We start from the raw sequence: 17,695 nt of genomic DNA on the forward strand, positions 1-17,695 counted from the left end.
TTTCACAGAGGTGATCGCAACCACCATCCGCATGCGCGTTTGCCACCGTGCACCTAGTCGCAATAGCAGAAGCCATAGACCGCGCCGATCTTCGCAATGTGAATATCTGCACTGGTCTTTCTCGACGTGCTGTCCGCGTTGGCCCTGAGAATGGTCGTGGCGCCCAGGGTCTGCGTGCTTGAGCTGGTGCGTGTCTCGCTGCGGTCGATGTCGAAATGCAGGTAGCGGTATTCGCCGCGCAGCGACCATCGCTGGGTCAGCTTGAACTCGCCGCCCGCGCCAGCCGTGTAGCCCGCCACCCACTTGCCGTTGGGCCCGTCGGCATTGCCGGGATCGGGAAAGGTGAAATGGCCCAGCGCCAGGCCGCCGAGGCCGTAAAGCATCAACTTCGGGGTCACGAGATAGCCGGCCCGGCCGATCACGCCGACGTTCGAGCGCAGTTGCTCGCTGGCCTGTATCGTTGCCTGATTGACACTTGCAGTCACGACGCCGTTGAGAACCTGTCGGGTATTGCTGGTTCGCTCGCCGACCGTCTTGAACGCAACGTCGGAGAAGAGAGTGCCTTCGATCTGACCGCCGGCCACGATATTGCCGGCGCGCCAATTGTAGCCTGCGAACAGATCGACCATCGAGCCCGTCGTGTCGCCCACGGCATTGCCGCGGGTGGTCGTGCTGCCGACGAAATTCGTCGTCAGCACGGCGCCGTTGAAATTCTGCTGGGCAGAGTCGGCCGTCGACGCGAGGTTTTGTCGGGCGCGGCCCGCGCCGGCAGCGAAATAGGCGCCGAGATAGGGGCCGGTCCAGTGGTCGCTGGGAGCGCCAGGCAGTGCCGCCATGGCCGAGCGCGGTCCGCCTTCACCGAACCGGTAGACCATGCCGATCTTTCCGGTGTGGAAGTCGGCGTTGATCTGACGAGTGGTGCTGTCGGTGGACACAGAGGTGCTGGAGGATCCGGTCGATTGCGAATTCGATGTGAAGGTGCTGGATTCGTTGCGGCCGAAGCCGTAATGCGCATAGCGATATTCGCCGCGCAGAGACCAGTTACCTGTCAGCTTCACTTCGCCGCCGGCGCCCAAGGTGTAGCCGGCCACCCACTTACCGTTGGACTCGCCGCGGCTGAAGTCCCCGTCAGCGTAAGTGAAATGCCCCAGCGCCAGACCCCCGAGGCCGTAGAGCAGCACGTTCGGCGTCACCAGATAACCGGCCCGGCCGATCACGCCGACGTTCGAACGCAGCTGCTGCTGGGCCTGGTCCGCGGCGGTTTGCGAACCCGAGGACGTCGAGGTGACAGCTCCGTTCGAGGTGTCGACTGAGGTGAATGTCCGAGGACCGATGGTCTTGAACGTAACGTCGGAGAACACCGAGCCTTCGATCTGCCCGCCGGCCACGGCATTGCCGGCGCGCCAATTGTAGCCCGCGAAAAGATCGACCATCGAGCCCGTCACGTCGCCGACGGGACGGCCGCTCGCCGATTGAGCGCTGGTGGAGGTCGTGGTCCCGACGCTGGTGGTCGTGCTGGTCCTGCTGTTGTTCGTTGCGATGGTTTCCGCGGCACGTCCGGCACCGGCACCGAAATAGGCACCGATATAGGGTCCGGCCCAGCCGTCGCTCCAGGCCGGGTCCGGCAGTGCCGCCATCGCCGACCGCGTGCCTGACGCGCCGAATTGGTAAACCAGTCCAACCTTGCCGACGTGGAAATCGGCCTCGATATGCCGCCGGTTGACGGTGCTGTTGGTGGACGTGGTGGTGCCGCCACCCGATACGGACGTCTGCGAGTTGCCTGACGGCTCGTTGCGGTCATATCCGAAATGCATGTAGCGGTATTCGCCGCGCAGCGACCAGCTGTCCGTCAACTTGACCTCGCCGCCCGCGCCCGCGACATAACCGGCCACCCATTTGCCGTTCTTGCCGCCGACCTGCACTTCCGAATCGGGATAGCCGTCGGGATAGGTCAGGTGCCCCAGCGCCAGGCCGCCGAGGCCATACAGCAGCACATTCGGTGTCACGAGATAACCGGCCCGGCCGATCACGCCGACGTTCGAGCGCAATTGTTGCCGGTCCTCGATGCTGTTCGTCCCCGACCTTGTCGAGGTGACGACGCCGTTGTCGCTCGAAACCGAGCTGTATGCCTCGTTACCGACCGTCTTCGTGGTGACGTCGCTGAACAAGGTGCCTTCGATCTGCCCGCCGACCACGACATTGCCGGTTCGCCAATTGTAGCCCGCGAACAGATCGACCATCGAACCGGTCATGTCGCCGGCGAGATTGCCGAATCCTGATTGCGTGAACGCCGACGACCCGCCGGGGACACTGACACTGCCTTCGTCGTCAATTCTCCTGGAGGTCTGCTTTGCCCGCCCGGCGCCGGCGCCGAAGTAAGCACCGATATAGGGGCCGGCCCAGCTGTCACCCCAGCCGCTTGCGAATGAAGCCCCGCGTCCAGCCGGAGGTATCGCCGCCATTGCGGACAGCGGCCCGGAATCACCGAATTGGTAGACCAGACCGATCTTGGCAACGTGGAAATCCGCATTCGTCCGTGACGAGGAGGATTCGCTGCTGGTCGACACGAAAGTCGTTGCGCCCGTGGCCGAGCTGGCCGTTCCGCTGCTGGCTGCGCTTCGGTTGAAGCCGAAATTCAGATACCGGTATTCACCGCGCAGCGACCAATTTCCGGTCAGCTTCAACTCGCCGCCGGCGCCGACCGTGTAGCCGGCCACCCATTTGTTATTGTCACCGCCGAAAGGATCGGCGCCGTCGGCAAAGGTAAAGTGACCGAGTTCGAGGCCGCCGAGGCCATATAGCAGCAGATCCGGACGCGCGAGAAAGCCGACCCGGCCGATCAGCCCGATCCGCGAACGCAGCTGCTGGTTGCTCTGCACGATCGCCGTGCCGGCACTCGTTGAGGTCACCGCCCCGAGCAGCACGTTGGTGCTGACACTGTTGAGCGTCTGGTTGCCGAACGGCTTCAAGGCGACATCGGAAAAGACCGTGCCTTCAACCTGCCCGCCGGCCACGATATTGCCGGCCTGCCAATTGTACCCTGCGAACAGGTCGACCATCGAACCGGTCACATCGCCCGCAAGATTACTCGCAGTCGTTCCGACCAGGGTCGAGCTCGACGTCACAACACCGGCGTTTGTCGAGACAGAACCGCTACCGAAACGGCCCGTCGAGGATTCCGTCACACGTCCGGCGCCCGCGCTGAAATAAGCGCCGATATAAGGCCCGGCCCAGCTATCGACCCAAGCCGGTCGGGGCGGCGCCTTCACAGTGAGGTCGGCGGCCAGAGCTCCTGCAGAAACCATGATCGAGGCGCCAGCCAACGAAGCGCCCGTCAGTGATGTCAGCTTCTTCACCCCAACCCCCAATTCCAAAGCAGCTGCTCCAAACTACAGGAACGCCCCCCGTCAATACGGCGTAGCGCACCACGCCCTTGCCGCCTTCATTAGATGGCCAAGTTACTGACACGTCATGGCATCGGCTTCTTGTCCTGGCCTGCACCCGAGTTGGACGATCCCGCGTCGCCTGGCCTTTTCGGACCCCATGTTGCTCGGTGGATACATTCGCCGGTTCAACGCACAGCGAAGTTTGACAGCGGCGCGCTCGACTTGGACTGGTGCGAGCAGTCAATCCGTTCCGGCAGAGCGTGCGGCGCTTTACCGCATTTGTAACGCTTGCGCCGCGATCAACTCTGCCGCGGTATCTAGTTACATCCACAGCCTTACCATGCAGCATGTCCAAGGTCGTATTCGCTTCGGATCAGCTTCCTGCTCAGCTTGACGCAGCTGCGCGCCGCCGGCTGTGGCTCGACCTGTTCACCGATCATTTGTGCGCGGCGGATATTTCGTTCTTTCCCGATGCGCCGTTTTATTCGCGGTCCGAATTCCTGAAATTCGGCGATATCGCGGTTACCCAGCTTGAGGCCAATATCCAAACGGCAGTGCGTAACCAGCGTCACGTCCAAGCCGATACCCGCGGCGACTACATCATCGGCACTACGTTCAACGGTGTGAGTACCCTGATCAAGCAGGAGGGCCGCGAAGCCATTCGCGGCGCGGGGGAAGCGATGCTCTATACCAACGCCGCGCCGATCGCGTCGCAACTTGATGGGCCGATCGCGTTTCGCGGCATCACGGTGCCACGCGCGCTGCTGGCCGAGCGGCTGCCGAATTTCGAGGACCTTGCCTTGACGCCGTTGGCTCCATCGCCGGCCTTGCGTCACCTGGAGCGCTATCTCGCCATCGTCATCGACTCCGATATCGATGCCGACCTCGTGCTGCAGGATAACGTCGGCACGCATCTCATCGATCTGGTCGCTCTGGTCCTCGGTGCCCGCGGCGATTCAGCCGACCTTGCGACGCGCCGCGGCTTGCGCGCCGCGCGGCTGCAGGACGTGATCGCGAATATCAGGGCGCGTTTCGCTGATGCGTCGTTTTCGCCAAACGAACTTGCGCGCAAATTAGGGCTTTCGCCGCGTTACGTTCAGGAGCTGCTGCAGGAGACCGGATCGAGCTTTACCGAACGTGTCGCCGAGCTGCGGCTGCAGAAGGCACGGAAGATGCTGCTCGATTCGCGCTACGACCGATCGAAGATCAGCGATATCGCCTATGCCTGCGGATTCAACGAGGTGTCCTACTTCAACCGCTGTTTCCGCCGCCGCTTCGGAGCTTCGCCCAGGCATTATCGCCGCGATGTCGGCGAGCCGACGTGATCGGACGCGCAGTCCGGCGGTAGTCCCGGCTGTACCGCGCGTCGTCCGCTGGGGGTCAGAAGGCGACCTCTCGGCAGCGAGCCGCAAAGTCGGCTAGGGGACCAGCTCAACGACGCGGCGCCCCATATGTCGGCGGCGGCGCCTGCACGGTCGGCGCGGCCGCAGCGAACAGCTCGTCCTTGCTGCCGGTGAGCGGCGGATAGATGCGCTTGCGATTGATGGTCTCCTTGGTCGCTTTCGCCGCAGCACCGGTGGCGCGCACCTCGCGGTCCCAGCCTTCGGTGTAGAGCGCGCCCCAGGCGCCGAGATCGAGTACGGTGACGTACCAGTCGATCCGCAGCGGCAGCATCGGCAAGCCAGCGAGATCGGCGACCACGTTGTGGCCGGCGAAGCGGCCCATGGGACGCGCGAACTGGCAGGACATCACGGTCGGATGCAGCCCGTCGATCACACTGGAGGCAACATCGCCGGCCGCGAACACGCCGCCGACGTCCGCCACCCGCATGAAGGGATCGACGAGCAAGCGCCCGAGACGATCACGCGCCTCCGGAAAGCTCGCGGCCAAGGGGCTTGCACGCATCCCGGCACACCAGATCACGGTCTGCGCCGGAATGAATTCGCCCGAGCTCAGATGCACGCCGGCCGCCTCGATTGATGCGACGCGCACGCCGAGCCGCATCTCGACATCGAGCGAGGCCAGAGCCGTCTCGATGACGGGACGCGCCTGCGCGCCGATGGTGACGCCGACCGCCGGATTGGGATCGACGAGGATGATGCGGCGGCTGCCGCTGATGCCCGCATGCGCAAGCCGCGCCGGCATCTCGGCCGCGACCTCGATGCCGGTGAAGCCGGCGCCGACCACCACCACCGTCGAGCGCCCCGGCGCCGGCATGCTGCGGCCGAGCGAGACGAGATGATCCTCGAGGCGGAGCGCCGCGCCATAGGTGTCGACGTCGAAGGCGTGCTCGGCAAGGCCTGGAATGTCGGGACGCATCACCTCGCTGCCGAGCGCCAGCACGAGGCGATCATAATGCAGCGTCTCCTCACCGCGGCTCGTGACCAGCGAGATTTCGCGCCGTGCCGGATCGATGGCCTCGACCTCGCCGATGCCATGGCTGACACCGATCGGGTCGAGCAGCTGCGGCAGCGGCAAAGCGACCTCGCCGAGATCGGCCTCGTAGTTGCGCACGCGGATGTTGTGATAGGGATTGCGGTCGACGAGGTGGATCTCGATGTCGCCGTTCGCGCCGATCTCGTCGCGCTTGCGCGCGGCGCCGATGGCCGCCCACAGACCTGCAAATCCGGCGCCGAGCACGACGATACGCGCCATGTCCGCCTACTACACTTTCCAAAGCGATCGAGCGGTCTGCCCGCGCGGGCGACTATAGCTCAACCGCCCGGACCGGCCAAATGCGGCAATGCCGCGCCGCTGCACGAGTGCGCGACTTACGCCCCGCGCATTTCCGAGGGCGTCGCACCGAAGCGCTTGCGGAAGGCACGGTTGAAATAGGACAGATCGGCGAAGCCCGAGGAATGCGCGATGTCGCTGATCTTGCGCGATCGGGCACGGGGATCGGAGAGCAGCTTGCGCGCCTGGAGCAGGCGCTGCTCCAGCACGAATTCGGTGAAGGTCGTGCCGGCCTGCTCGAACAGGCGCTGCGCCTGCCGCGGGCTGAGGCCCGAACGCGCCGCGATCTCGGACAGGCAGAGATCGTTGCGGCCGAGTGCGGCCATCACGTCGGCGCGCATGAGATCAAGACGCGCCGCCGCATGCCCGCGTCCGCGCGCGAGGCTGGCATGCTCGGCGTCGGTGCCGAGCAGCAGGCCGACGAGATCGACCATGTGCTGCGCGGTCAGACGCTGGCCGACGGCATCGAGATGCGGCCCCTGACTGGCGGCGAGAGCGTGGTAACGGAAGATGGTCTCGGCCACCGCGCCGTCGGAGAGCACTTGCGACAGCTTTTCCTCGGCGCGCGGATTGATGTCGAGCAGCGCACGGCGCGGCATGCGAATGCTGGTGAATCGGTTCTCGTCGGTGTGGCCGACGGTGCCGGTGATGCTCATGTCGACGAGCACCAGCTGCGCCGGCTCGAGCTCCACGGTATGGCCGTTCTGCCCGACGCGGATGCGGCCCGCATGGGCAGCAATCAGCACGAGATCGTCGCTGCCGTCGGCAAGGTGGCTCTGCCTGCGCGAATATTGCGCCGAGGCGCCTTCGGGAATCGCGAGCGCGATGTTGTCGACGACGCTGACCTGGAGCCGGCAATCGATGTTGTCGCCCTGGCTCGGCCCGATATCGAGGCCGCAGGAGCCGACCGCCCGCTCGCGCCATTGCTCGAAGGCCAGGCCGTGCGGCAGTCCCGCATATTGGTGAATGAAGATGCCGGGCGCTTTCGCTGCATCCATCTGATTTCTAGCCCTCTCCAGCTCCGCGATCGGCGGCGCCGACTGCAAATTCCGGGGATTTGACGCCGCGGATTGCAAGGAGGTTCAAATCGCGAGCGGATTCGGCGGGACTTGTCGGGATGCGACGGCGGAATGGACCCTGGCGACAGAAGCGTCTGGTCGCCCGCATGAGCGAAGCAACATGCGGGGACGGTGATTCCGGATATCGCTTGCGTTCGTCGGGGCTACGACGCCCCTACTTCTTCGCCGGCGGCTGCGCTTGCGCCGGCGGCACCGTCTCGATCAGCTTGCCGGAGAACACCGGGGCGGAGGTCGGCTCGCCATTGGGCGAACCGCCGGCCTGCTCGATGGTGACAGCGTAGGTTGCGCCATTGACGACGTCGGAATCGTAGGACGCGAGCAGCGGACGCGCCGTGAAATCGCCCGCACCGATCACGCCGAGCGAGCGTGGCCGCGGCAGCTTGTCGGAGATCAGCCAGAGCTCGAAGCTCTTGCCGGGCTCCGGGGTCGCGCCGACTTTGCGTACCGTGAAATTCCGCGTCGCGCCGTCGATGGTGAGGATGAAGGCGGGACCGCCGGCCTGGCCCTGGAGCAAGGCGACATATTGCGCGGAGGCGGTGAGCGGCGCGGCCGGCGTCTTCACCTCCACCGTCTGGATGCGGGGCGCAGGACGCAAGGCGCCCGGCAGCGCATCGGGCAGGAAGATCTGCAGCGACAGCGTCACGAGCAGCGCGGCCGCAAGCGCGCCGACGGCGGATGCAATGTTGCGCCAGCGCTTCACGCGCCCCTCGAGGCGGATCAAATTGCCGTCGTCGACGACCGGCGCTTGCGGCGCGCGCACGACGTCGAGGTCGGGCGCATGGACCTGCGGGATGAATTGCGGCGCGATGTCCGGGATGACATCGGGTGCAGGATGCGGCGTCTCCGGCTGCTCTGCTTCGTCATGCGGCGGCTCAGGGGACGGCACCGCCTCGGCCGGAGAGTCCAACGAGGCGGTTTCCGGCGCGGGCGATTCCGGGATGGGCGGAGGTGGCGGCGGCGAAGCTTCGGCAGGCGCAGGCGGCTCTTGCGCAACCGCGGTGCGCGCGATCTCGGACCTGATATTCTCCCACACGATCGGACGCGGCTCGACTGAGCCGACCATCTGGTTGAGGGCGCCGAGTCGGAAGGCCCAGGCCTGCACGATCTCGGCAAATGCCGGATCCACCGCCATCATGGTCTCGACCTGCGCACGCTCGTCGGCATCGAGGGTGCCGAGCGCATATTCCGCGGCGAGCGCGATATGGTCCTCCGTGTAGGCCATCAATTGCAGTCCAGACCCATCCTCGTCATCCAAGCCATCACAGTCCGAGACATTCCCGGATATCCAGCATGCTGCGCCGGAGCCACGTCTTCACCGTGTTGACGGGCGCGGCGAATTTCTCCGCCAATTGCTCGCGGCTCCAGCCGTTGTAATAGGCGAGCAGCACCAGCCTTTGGCGATCCGGCTCGAGCCGGCCGACACATTCCAGGAGCCGCTTCAGCTCCTCCGTCATCTCCCGCCGCGCCAGCGGATCGGGACTGTCGGCGGCCACCTCCATCGCCTGAGGCTCTTCCTCGATGGAGACTTCCGACTTCTTGCGCACGACGTCGATGGCACGGTTGCGCGCGATCGAGACCATCCACGTGATCGGCGAGGACAGCGCCGGATTGAACTGACCGGCACTGTTCCAGATCTTGACGTAGGTCTCCTGGATGACCTCCTCCGAAAGATCCTGCCGGCGCAAGATACGGAGCACGACGCCATAAAGTTTCGCGCGCGTGGCGGCGTAGAGGCGCTCGAACGCGGCCTGATCGCCCTTCGCCACCGCCTCGATCAGCCCGACCAGCTCTGCTGGCGTCAGCATTCAGCCCCCCGACACGCGGCCCGTCGTCGCTTCACCTCTCCCGACGGGAGAGGTGGACACCTCCGCCGCTGGCACCGCATTCATGTCCACCACCATAGCGCGCGACGAAGCCGACCACCAAGGGGCGCGGCGCAACGCTGTGGACAGCACATACGAAAACCCGGACCTTGCGGGTCCGGGTTTTGCAGATTTATCGGTGATCCGGCTGGCTGTCGCCGTCAGGCGACGGCGCCGATGCGGGCGCGCATCAGGCCGATGCTGTCGAGGTCGGCCTGCTCGCGGGCGTTCTCTTCGGCGCGCTCGCGGGCCTGGTCGCGCTCGTCGAGCAGCTCGACCTTCTTCAGCTCCTCGAAGGCCTCGGCCAGCGCGGCCTTGGCTTCATCGAGCTGGCCCTTGAGCTCGTCGGCCGAGCGGGTCAGGTTCTCGCGGCGCTGGATCGCGGCTTTGGCATAGGTCGGATAAGCGAAGTGCGAGGGATCGTTGATCCCGGCGCGGTCCTGCTCGGTCTGGATCTCGCGTTCGAGGTCCACCGACATCCGCTGGAAGTCGGCGATCATGGTCTCGATCTGGGTGACCCGGCGGCGCTTCTCGTCGACCTGAAACTTCTTCAGGCGGATGAGGGTATCTCGTGACTTCATCGACTCGTACTCCCCAGAAGTCCCCTCGCTGCACGTGGGACGGCACCGGTCTCCCCACGGGCCCGATTTGGGCCAAGACCGGCTCTGCTACTCTGTGGGATCGGATGATGACCGGACAAAGTTAGCGTTCCGTTTCCAAATTACCGAGGATTTGCGCCAACTGGCGGTAGCCGTCCGCCAGTGATGCATTTTCGTCCTTGCGCTGGCGCAGGAAGGCTTCCAGCGGCTCGTGCAGGCGGATCGCCTCGTCGACCTCGGGGCTGGAGCCGGCCCGGTAGGCGCCGAGCCGGATCAATTCCTCCATGTCGGCATAAGTCGCCATCACCGCGCGCGCCTTCTGGATGGTCGGCCAGAACTGCGGATCGGCCGATTTCGGCATGGTGCGGGAGACGGATTTGAGGATGTTGATGGCGGGGTAGCGACCGCGCTCGGCGATCGAGCGCTGCATCACGATGTGGCCGTCGAGGATGCCGCGGACCGCATCCGCAATCGGCTCGTTATGGTCGTCGCCATCGACCAGCACGGTGAAGATCGCGGTGATGGCGCCCTCGCCGAGGCCCGGTCCGGCGCGCTCCAGCAGCTTCGGCAGCTCGGTGAACACGGTCGGCGTGTAACCCTTGGCCGTCGGCGGCTCGCCAGCGGACAGGCCGATCTCACGCTGGGCCATGGCAAAGCGCGTCACCGAATCCATCAGGCAGAGCACGTCCTGGTTCTCGTCGCGAAAATATTCGGCGACCGCGAGCGTGAGATACGCGGCCTGGCGGCGCATCAGCGCCGGCTCGTCCGAGGTCGCGACCACGACGACGGAACGCGCAAGGCCCTCCTCGCCGAGGTCGTCCTGCAGGAATTCCTGAACCTCGCGGCCGCGTTCGCCGATCAGCCCGATGACGCTGACGGCGGCATCGACGTTCCGCGCCAGCATCGACAGCAGCACCGACTTGCCGACGCCGGAGCCTGCGAAGATGCCCATGCGCTGGCCGCGGCAGCAGGTGAGGAAGGTGTTCATCGCGCGCACGCCAAGATCGAGCGGCGCGCCGACGCGCTTGCGCGAATGCGCCGGCGGCGGCTGGTTGCGGAACGGCATCGGCGAGGAACCTTGCAGCAGCGGTCCCTTGCCGTCGATCGGCTCGCCCAGCGCGTTGACGACGCGGCCGAGCCAGGCCGATGACGGCCGCACCTGATTGGCGGCATTGGCGATCACCGCCTTGCAGCCGCGGCGTACGCCGTCGAGGCCGGCGAAGGGCATCACGACAGCGTTGTTGCCGGAGAAGCCGATCACCTCGCACGGGATGGTGCGGTTGGCGCCGGTCTCGATCACCAGGCGTGCGCCGACCGACATCGCGTGAATGGGACCGGCCACCTCGACCATCAGGCCGCGCACGCCGACCACACGGCCGTAGATGTTGATGCCGTCGATGTCGCCGATCTGTTCGGCCAGAGCCTTCATCGGTGGACCTTCGTTAAGGGACGCGCCTTGGTCATCCCCGGAGTTGCAGTTGCGATCCGGGCCTTCACGATGAAAACCTTAAGTTTCGCCATATTTCTGAACGGCGCTTAACTTCGTGTTTACCCGCATCATTAATCATTGCGTCACTGTCTTTGAGACTGAGCGTGGCTTCCCTTCAGAAGAAGGCTGAGTCGCGGGAGTCGGTTAGGCCCGTCTCTTAAAGTGGAACTTGAACAGAATCGGGTGACGAAAGCTGCTTCACGCACAAGACCTTAGGGCGATTCGACAAAAATTGCACCGGGAGGACTTGCGTTCCAGAATCAGAGTTTGTTAACCATCTGTTGTCAGGATCCGAATCAGTTGTTCAAAGGCGTTTTGTTGAGTGCCGCGAATGCGGCCGACCTGACGCCCAGGAGCGGCGACTATGGGGAACTGGCATGCGCGTTTTGCTGATTGAAGATGACAGCGCCGTCGCGCAGTCGATCGAGCTGATGTTGAAGTCTGAGAGCTTCAACGTCTACACGACCGATTTGGGGGAAGAAGGCGTCGATCTCGGTAAACTATACGATTACGACATTATTCTCCTCGACCTCAACCTGCCCGACATGTCCGGCTACGACGTGCTCAAGCAGCTCCGGGTTTCCAAGATCAAGACACCGATTCTGATCCTCTCCGGCCTCGCCGGCATCGAGGACAAGGTCAAGGGTCTCGGCGTCGGCGCCGACGACTACATGACCAAGCCCTTCCACAAGGACGAGCTGGTTGCCCGCATCCACGCGATCGTGCGCCGCTCCAAGGGCCATGCCCAGTCGGTCATCCAGACCGGCGACCTCGTCGTCAACCTCGACACCAAGACGGTGGAAGTCGGCGGCCAGCGCGTGCATCTGACCGGCAAGGAATATCAGATGCTGGAGCTGCTCAGCTTGCGCAAGGGCACGACCCTCACCAAGGAAATGTTCCTCAACCATCTCTATGGCGGCATGGACGAGCCCGAGCTGAAGATCATCGACGTCTTCATCTGCAAGCTCCGCAAGAAGCTGGCCAACGCTTCCGAGGGACGCAACTTCATCGAGACCGTGTGGGGCCGCGGCTACGTGCTGCGCGAGCCGCACGAGGCCGACGAACGCATCCCCGCCTGATCTTCTGGGTTTACGTCGCGAGCCCAGTCAGGCTCGCTCCTCCCAGCCTGGACCCCGCCGCAAATGGCGGGGTTTTGTTTTTGGGGGACGTCTTCGCCGTCTCCCGCTTGCTGGAAGGGGTGCAGCAATTGCGCCGATGCGACTTCACCCCTCTCTAATGTTTGAACCGCTACCCTCCCCCCGCCGACGAATGGTCGCTGCACGATGGGGGAACGATGATCCTGCAATCACTCGCCGGCCTGCCCGCCTTCCTGGTCTATTTCTGCACCGGCCTGATCGCGATCGTGGCCTATCTGTTCGTTTACACCCGCATCACCCCGCATAACGAGTTCCAGCTCATCCGCGATAATCAGCCGGCCGCGGCGATCGCGCTCGGCCTCAGCCTGCTCGGCTTCGTGGCGCCGCTGGTCAGCGCCATCGCGCATTCGGCCAACGTGCTGGATTGCCTGATCTGGGCGACGATCGCGCTGATCGTCCAGATCATCGTGTTCTTTCTGGTGAAGGTGCCGGTGCCGAACCTGTCGAAGCGGATCGACTCCGGCGAGATCGCGCCCGCGATCTGGCTCGGCCTGGCCTCGCTCGCTGCCGGTCTGCTGAACGCCGCCAGCATGATCTACTGACATGGCCGACAAACCCTCCAGCAAGCAATTCGGCAAGCGCCTGCCGTCGGTGCCAGCGACACCACGGCCCCAGGCCAAGCGCTCCGGCCATGTCGCGCTGCTCGTGATGGGCACGATCGCGGTCGGCACCACCGCCTACACCTTAATGCCGCGGCAGAATTGCGAGCCCACGCCCGGCGCCGTGCCGGGGCAGACGACCACGACGTGCAGCAGCAGCAGCAGCAGCTCGTCGGGCGGCAGCAGCTCGCGCTGGTCGTCGCGATCGAGCTTGTTCAGCAGCGATTCCTCGAGCCATTCCTCGTCGGGAACGTCGTCCGATTCCGGCCACAGCAGCGTGAGCCGCGGCGGCTTCGGCTCGTTCGGCCATGGCTTCTCGGGCGGCGGCTGACGCATGATCCGGAAAAGTGGCCACCGGTTTTCCCTCGCGACAAACGCGGAACGCGTTTGCGCGGAGATCATGCGCAGGAGATGATATGCAGCGCATCACCTGTCTGGAGCGCGACGACTGGCGGGAAACCGCAGCGCAATGCGGCTTCGTCTTCCACACCATCGACGGCGACCGCTATTGGGACGAGCGCGCCTATTACGGCTTCACGCTCGACGAGATCGAGCGCGGCATCGAGACGCCGACCGGCGAGATCGACGCGATGTGCCTGGAGCTTGCCGGCCGCGCGATCGGCGACGAACGATATCTGCGCCGCCTGAAGATTCCCGAAGCGTTCTGGAGCCTGATCGCGGAGAGCTGGAAGCGGGACGACCGCAGCCTCTACGGCCGGCTCGACCTGACATTCGACGGCAAAGGTCCGGCCAAGCTGCTCGAATACAATGCGGATACGCCGACTTCGCTGTTCGAAGCCGCCGTCTTTCAATGGACCTGGCTCGAACAGGCGATCGAACGCCGCATGATCCCCGCGCGCGCCGATCAGTTCAACTCCATCCATGAGCGGCTGATCGCGGCGTGGAAGGAGATCGCTGCCGGCCGGCACATCCATCTCACCGGCATCACCGGCAACGAGGAAGACGCCGGCACGCTCGCTTATCTCGAAGACACCGCACGCCAGGCGGGACTCTCGACCAGGCTGCTCGACATCGAACAGGTCGGCTGGCGCGACGAAGGCGGCGGGTTCGTCGATCTCGACGATCGCGACATCGCGCTGGCCTTCAAGCTCTATCCCTGGGAATGGATGTTCCAGGACGCCTTCGGCGCCAAGCTCAGGGACGCGCCGACGCGCTGGATCGAGCCGCCGTGGAAAGCGGTGCTCTCCAACAAGGGCATCCTGCCGCTGCTGTGGGAGATGTTTCCGAACCATCCCAATCTGCTGCCGGCCTTCTTCGAGGACGATCCGCGCGCCGCCGAGCTCGGCACGTCCTATGTGCGCAAGCCGCTGCTGTCGCGCGAAGGCGCCAACGTCACGCTGGTGTCGGGCGGCACGCCGCTCGACGAGCAGGAGGGTCCCTATGGTGCCGAAGGTTTCATACGGCAGGCACTTGCGCCGCTGCCGAACTTTTCCGGCTTCTATCCGGTGATCGGAAGCTGGCTGGTGGACCACGAACCTTGCGGCCTGTCGATCCGCGAGGACGAGAGCCCGATCACGGGCAACCGCTCACGATTCCTGCCGCATGCGATTTTGTGAGGCGTCCGTCACTCCGGGGCACTCGCAAAGCGAGTGAGCCCGGAATCCATAGCCACAGGCGGATGAAAGGGCCGCGTCTAACCGGCTGCGCATTTCGAAGGCTTGTGGTTATGGATTCCGGGCTCCGCGCTTCCGCGCGGCCCCGGAATGACGGGAAGAAAGTTCACCTCGCCGCGGCGACCTTGATCGGTTGCGGCATCAATCCGCCCATCGGCCGGCCCGAGCGCGCGGGGTTGAGCTGGTAGAGGCCGCGGCGGTCAGTGACGGGGCGGAACGCATCGGTGATGCCGACGACGGATTCGGCGGCGCCGAGCAGCAGCGTGCCGTCGACCTCCATCCCCTTGGCCATGCGCTCGAAGATCACCGCCTTGGTGCTCTGGTCGAAATAGATCAGCACGTTGCGGCAGAAGATCACGTCGAAGGTGCCGAGATGGGAGAAGTCCTGCAACAGATTGAGCTGGCGGAATTGCACCATGGCGCGGATGTCGGCGTTGAGCTGCCAGACTTCACCTACTTGCGTGAAGTATTTCATCAGGTGTTGGATCGGCAGGCCGCGCTGCACCTCGAACTGGCTGTAGATGCCGACCTTGGATTTCTCCAGCACCTCCTGCGACAGGTCGGTCGCGACGATCTCGATGCGCCAGCCGGCAAGCGCCGCGCCCATCTCCTTCACGCACATGGCGATCGAATAGGGCTCCTGCCCGGTCGAGGATGCCGCGGACCAGATGCGCAAGCTCTTGCGTGCCGCGCGCGCCTGGATCAGGCCCGGCAGGATCGTGCCGCGCAAGTGATCGAACGGGATCTTGTCGCGATAGAAGAAGGTCTCGTTGGTGGTCATGGCTTCGACCACGTCGGTCGCAAGCCGGCCGTCGCCATTCCTGATCTTCAACACGAGATCGGGGATGCCTGATAGGCTCGCCTTGCGCGCGAGCGGCAGCAGCCGGCTTTCGACCAGATATTGCTTGTCGGCGGACAGATCGAGTCCGGAGCGCTCCTTCAGGAACTTGCGCAGATAGTCGTAATCCGCGGGCGTCACGAGCGGTCTCCCGCGAACAGGCGGTTCACCCTGGTCCCGATCTGGTTGAGCGGCAGGATCGCCGCGCAGATGCCGGCATTGGCCGCCGCGCCCGGCATGCCCCAGACCACGCTGGAGGCTTCGTCCTGCGCGATGACGCTGCCGCCGGCAGCGACGATGTCCTTGCCGCCGCGCATGCCGTCCGAGCCCATGCCCGTCAGGATCACCGAGAGGATGCCGCCATGCCAGATGTCGATGGCGGAGGTGAAGAGCGGATCGACCGCGGGCTTGCAGAAGTTGACGGCGGGACCGTCGTCGAGCGCGATCGCGGTGTCCGCGCCACTCCGCACGACGCGCATGTGCTTGCCGCCGGGCGCAAGATAGATCCGTCCCGGCTTCACCGGTTCGCCGTCGACCGCCTCGGCCGCCGGCTTGCGGCTCGCTCGCGCCAGATGCTCGGCGAGAATGGTGGTGAAGGTCGGCGGCATGTGCTGGGTGATCAGCACCGGGACTCGGTCGATCACCGGGCCGAGCTCGGCGACGAGCGTCATCAGCGCCTGGGGGCCGCCGGTCGAGGAGCCGATCAGCAGCGCCTTCGGTGCTTGCGTCGAGAATGGGCGCGTCACCAGCGCTCCCGACGACGGTGCGTGCACGGTCGGAGCCGGAGCGGGCGCGGCGGGCCGCGCAACAGGGCCGCGCGCGACCGGGGCCGGGCTCGCGGGCGCCAGCGGCGGACTCGCAACCGTGGGCCTCCTGCGCAGCCGAGCGCCGAGGTGACGGATCTTCTGGATCAGATCATGGTGGAAGATGTCCGCGGCCGAGGCCTCGCGCGTCGATTCCGGCTTTGGAATGTAATCGGCCGCGCCGAGCGACAGCGCCTTGAAGCTGATCTCCGCATTGCGGCGGGTCAGCGTCGAAGCCATAATGATGACGAGGTCGCGTTTCTTCGCAAGCAGCTGCGGCAGCGCCGACAGGCCGTCGAGCTCTGGCATTTCGATATCGAGCACGGCGACGTCGGGGTTGATGCGCTCGATCTGGTTGACCGCCTCGAGACCGGTGCGCAGCGAAGCCGCGACTTCCATGTCGTGCTCGGCACCGATCCAGCGCGAGATCAGACCGCGGATGACGACGGAGTCGTCGACGATCATCACCCGCAGCGGCCCGGCTTCGCGCGACGAGCCCGTGGTCGAATTACCTGCGAACGCAACACTCATTACTCACCAACTCAGGCTGAAACGGTTCAGTTGAAAAACAGGCGCCGAAGGATCCGTTCAGCCTCCGGGCGTTCGCTCAGATCAGGCCGACTTCCTGGAACTTCGCCGTCACGATGTCCTTGTCGAAGGGCTTCATGATGTACTCGTTGGCACCGGCGTGCAGCGCGCGAGCGATGTGCGCAACGTCGTTCTCAGTGGTGCAGAACACCACCTTGGGCTGGTCGCCGCCGGGCATGCGCCTGAGATGGCCGAGAAACTCGTAGCCGTCCATCACGGGCATGTTCCAGTCCAGCAACACCGCATCGGGCAGGCCGCGCTTGCAGGCCTCGAGCGCCTTCTCACCGTCCTCGGCTTCGAGGATCTGGAAGTCGAGGCCCTCAAGGATCCGGCGCGCAACCTTGCGGATGACGCTGGAATCATCAACGACGAGACAAGTACGCATCTGAGCCTCTGCTTCCTCCCCTTTGGGGGCACTTCCATTACTGGCACGTCGGCGGCAATTGCCGCCGTATCAGGCCGCCATCATTTCGGGCGCGAGCTCGAGGACGCGATCGACGTCGAGGACGACCATGAGCTGGCCGTCGAGGCGATGGACACCACCGGCGAGCTTGGCCATGCGGGGGTCGAGGTTGACGGGGTTCTCCTCCTTGCCGTCCTCGGACAGGCGCAGGACTTCACCGATCTGGTCGATCAAGAGGCCGTAGGATTCGCCGCGCAGGTCGACGCCGACCGCCATCGGCACCTTGCCGTCCTCGGCCTTGGGCAGGCCGAGGCGGGCGCGCATGTCGACCACGGTGACGATGCGGCCGCGCAGATTGAGCACGCCCGCGATCTCGCGCGAGGACAGCGGCACGCGGGTGACGCGCTCGGGCATGAACACGTCCTGGACGCGGGAGATCGGCAGGCCGAACAGCTGGCCGCCGATCATCGCGGTGACGTACTCGACCATGGCGCCTTCGCCCACTTGCGTCTTCTTGCTCATCTC

General features: G+C 65.0%; 16 protein-coding genes. 5 read left to right on the forward strand and 11 right to left on the reverse strand.

Annotated features, from left to right (window positions below; all coding sequences use genetic code 11):
• Nucleotides 1-53: 53 nt before the first annotated feature.
• Nucleotides 54-3,356: an outer membrane protein gene (locus tag LPJ38_RS35160; RefSeq protein ID WP_145638264.1), complete on the reverse strand. Its 3,303-nt coding sequence runs from the start codon at nucleotides 3,354-3,356 to the stop codon at nucleotides 54-56.
• Nucleotides 3,357-3,616: 260 nt separating this feature from the next.
• On the opposite strand from LPJ38_RS35160, the gene LPJ38_RS35165 reads away from it, so the two are divergent.
• Nucleotides 3,617-4,711, forward strand: a complete 1,095-nt coding sequence (locus tag LPJ38_RS35165; protein WP_145638268.1) for an AraC family transcriptional regulator — start codon at nucleotides 3,617-3,619, stop codon at nucleotides 4,709-4,711.
• A 106-nt stretch (nucleotides 4,712-4,817) separates the two neighbouring features.
• Here LPJ38_RS35165 and LPJ38_RS35170 read toward each other — a convergent pair whose 3' ends face one another.
• From LPJ38_RS35170 to fliI, 6 genes are all read right to left on the reverse strand, one after another.
• Nucleotides 4,818-6,041: an NAD(P)/FAD-dependent oxidoreductase gene (locus tag LPJ38_RS35170; RefSeq protein WP_145638270.1), complete on the reverse strand. Its 1,224-nt coding sequence runs from the start codon at nucleotides 6,039-6,041 to the stop codon at nucleotides 4,818-4,820.
• Between the two features lie 116 nt (nucleotides 6,042-6,157).
• Nucleotides 6,158-7,117: a helix-turn-helix transcriptional regulator gene (locus LPJ38_RS35175; protein ID WP_145638273.1), complete on the reverse strand. Its 960-nt coding sequence runs from the start codon at nucleotides 7,115-7,117 to the stop codon at nucleotides 6,158-6,160.
• A 235-nt stretch (nucleotides 7,118-7,352) separates the two neighbouring features.
• Nucleotides 7,353-8,420 carry an anti-sigma factor gene (locus LPJ38_RS35180; RefSeq protein ID WP_145638277.1) on the reverse strand — a complete coding sequence of 356 codons (1,068 nt, stop codon included), beginning with the start codon at nucleotides 8,418-8,420 and terminating at the stop codon, nucleotides 7,353-7,355.
• Between the two features lie 37 nt (nucleotides 8,421-8,457).
• On the reverse strand, nucleotides 8,458-9,003 hold the full coding sequence (locus tag LPJ38_RS35185; protein WP_145638280.1) for a sigma-70 family RNA polymerase sigma factor: 546 nt from the start codon (nucleotides 9,001-9,003) through the stop codon (nucleotides 8,458-8,460).
• A gap of 218 nt (nucleotides 9,004-9,221) precedes the next feature.
• Nucleotides 9,222-9,641: a flagellar export protein FliJ gene (gene fliJ / locus LPJ38_RS35190; RefSeq protein ID WP_008562039.1), complete on the reverse strand. Its 420-nt coding sequence runs from the start codon at nucleotides 9,639-9,641 to the stop codon at nucleotides 9,222-9,224.
• Nucleotides 9,642-9,762: 121 nt separating this feature from the next.
• Nucleotides 9,763-11,088 carry a flagellar protein export ATPase FliI gene (fliI, locus tag LPJ38_RS35195; protein ID WP_145638285.1) on the reverse strand — a complete coding sequence of 442 codons (1,326 nt, stop codon included), beginning with the start codon at nucleotides 11,086-11,088 and terminating at the stop codon, nucleotides 9,763-9,765.
• A gap of 437 nt (nucleotides 11,089-11,525) precedes the next feature.
• Here fliI and ctrA point away from each other — a divergent pair, with 437 nt between their 5' ends.
• The 4 genes from ctrA (at nucleotide 11,526) to LPJ38_RS35215 (ending at nucleotide 14,481) form a co-directional block, all read left to right on the forward strand.
• Complete coding sequence (ctrA, locus tag LPJ38_RS35200; protein ID WP_016848562.1) at nucleotides 11,526-12,227, forward strand: response regulator transcription factor CtrA; 702 nt, start codon at nucleotides 11,526-11,528, stop codon at nucleotides 12,225-12,227.
• A 215-nt stretch (nucleotides 12,228-12,442) separates the two neighbouring features.
• Nucleotides 12,443-12,847 carry a DUF350 domain-containing protein gene (locus tag LPJ38_RS35205; protein ID WP_145638289.1) on the forward strand — a complete coding sequence of 135 codons (405 nt, stop codon included), beginning with the start codon at nucleotides 12,443-12,445 and terminating at the stop codon, nucleotides 12,845-12,847.
• Between the two features lies 1 nt (nucleotide 12,848).
• On the forward strand, nucleotides 12,849-13,235 hold the full coding sequence (locus LPJ38_RS35210; RefSeq protein WP_145638292.1) for a hypothetical protein: 387 nt from the start codon (nucleotides 12,849-12,851) through the stop codon (nucleotides 13,233-13,235).
• A gap of 85 nt (nucleotides 13,236-13,320) precedes the next feature.
• Nucleotides 13,321-14,481 carry a glutathionylspermidine synthase family protein gene (locus LPJ38_RS35215; protein WP_145638295.1) on the forward strand — a complete coding sequence of 387 codons (1,161 nt, stop codon included), beginning with the start codon at nucleotides 13,321-13,323 and terminating at the stop codon, nucleotides 14,479-14,481.
• Between the two features lie 163 nt (nucleotides 14,482-14,644).
• Here the strand turns inward: LPJ38_RS35215 and LPJ38_RS35220 are convergent, their stop codons facing one another.
• From LPJ38_RS35220 to LPJ38_RS35235, 4 genes are all read right to left on the reverse strand, one after another.
• On the reverse strand, nucleotides 14,645-15,517 hold the full coding sequence (locus LPJ38_RS35220) for a CheR family methyltransferase (RefSeq protein ID WP_145638299.1): 873 nt from the start codon (nucleotides 15,515-15,517) through the stop codon (nucleotides 14,645-14,647).
• Nucleotides 15,514-16,710, reverse strand: coding sequence for a protein-glutamate methylesterase/protein-glutamine glutaminase (locus tag LPJ38_RS35225; protein WP_145638302.1), 1,197 nt, complete (start codon nucleotides 16,708-16,710; stop codon nucleotides 15,514-15,516). Before LPJ38_RS35225 ends, LPJ38_RS35220 begins: the two co-directional genes overlap by 4 nt.
• A 76-nt stretch (nucleotides 16,711-16,786) precedes the next feature.
• A complete protein-coding gene (locus LPJ38_RS35230; RefSeq protein WP_007600538.1) occupies nucleotides 16,787-17,152 on the reverse strand; it encodes a response regulator in 366 nt (121 codons plus the stop codon).
• Between the two features lie 69 nt (nucleotides 17,153-17,221).
• A complete protein-coding gene (locus LPJ38_RS35235; RefSeq protein ID WP_145638305.1) occupies nucleotides 17,222-17,692 on the reverse strand; it encodes a chemotaxis protein CheW in 471 nt (156 codons plus the stop codon).
• Between the last annotated feature and the right edge of the window lie 3 nt (nucleotides 17,693-17,695).

Source organism: Bradyrhizobium daqingense (assembly GCF_021044685.1).
GTDB lineage: Bacteria > Pseudomonadota > Alphaproteobacteria > Rhizobiales > Xanthobacteraceae > Bradyrhizobium > Bradyrhizobium daqingense.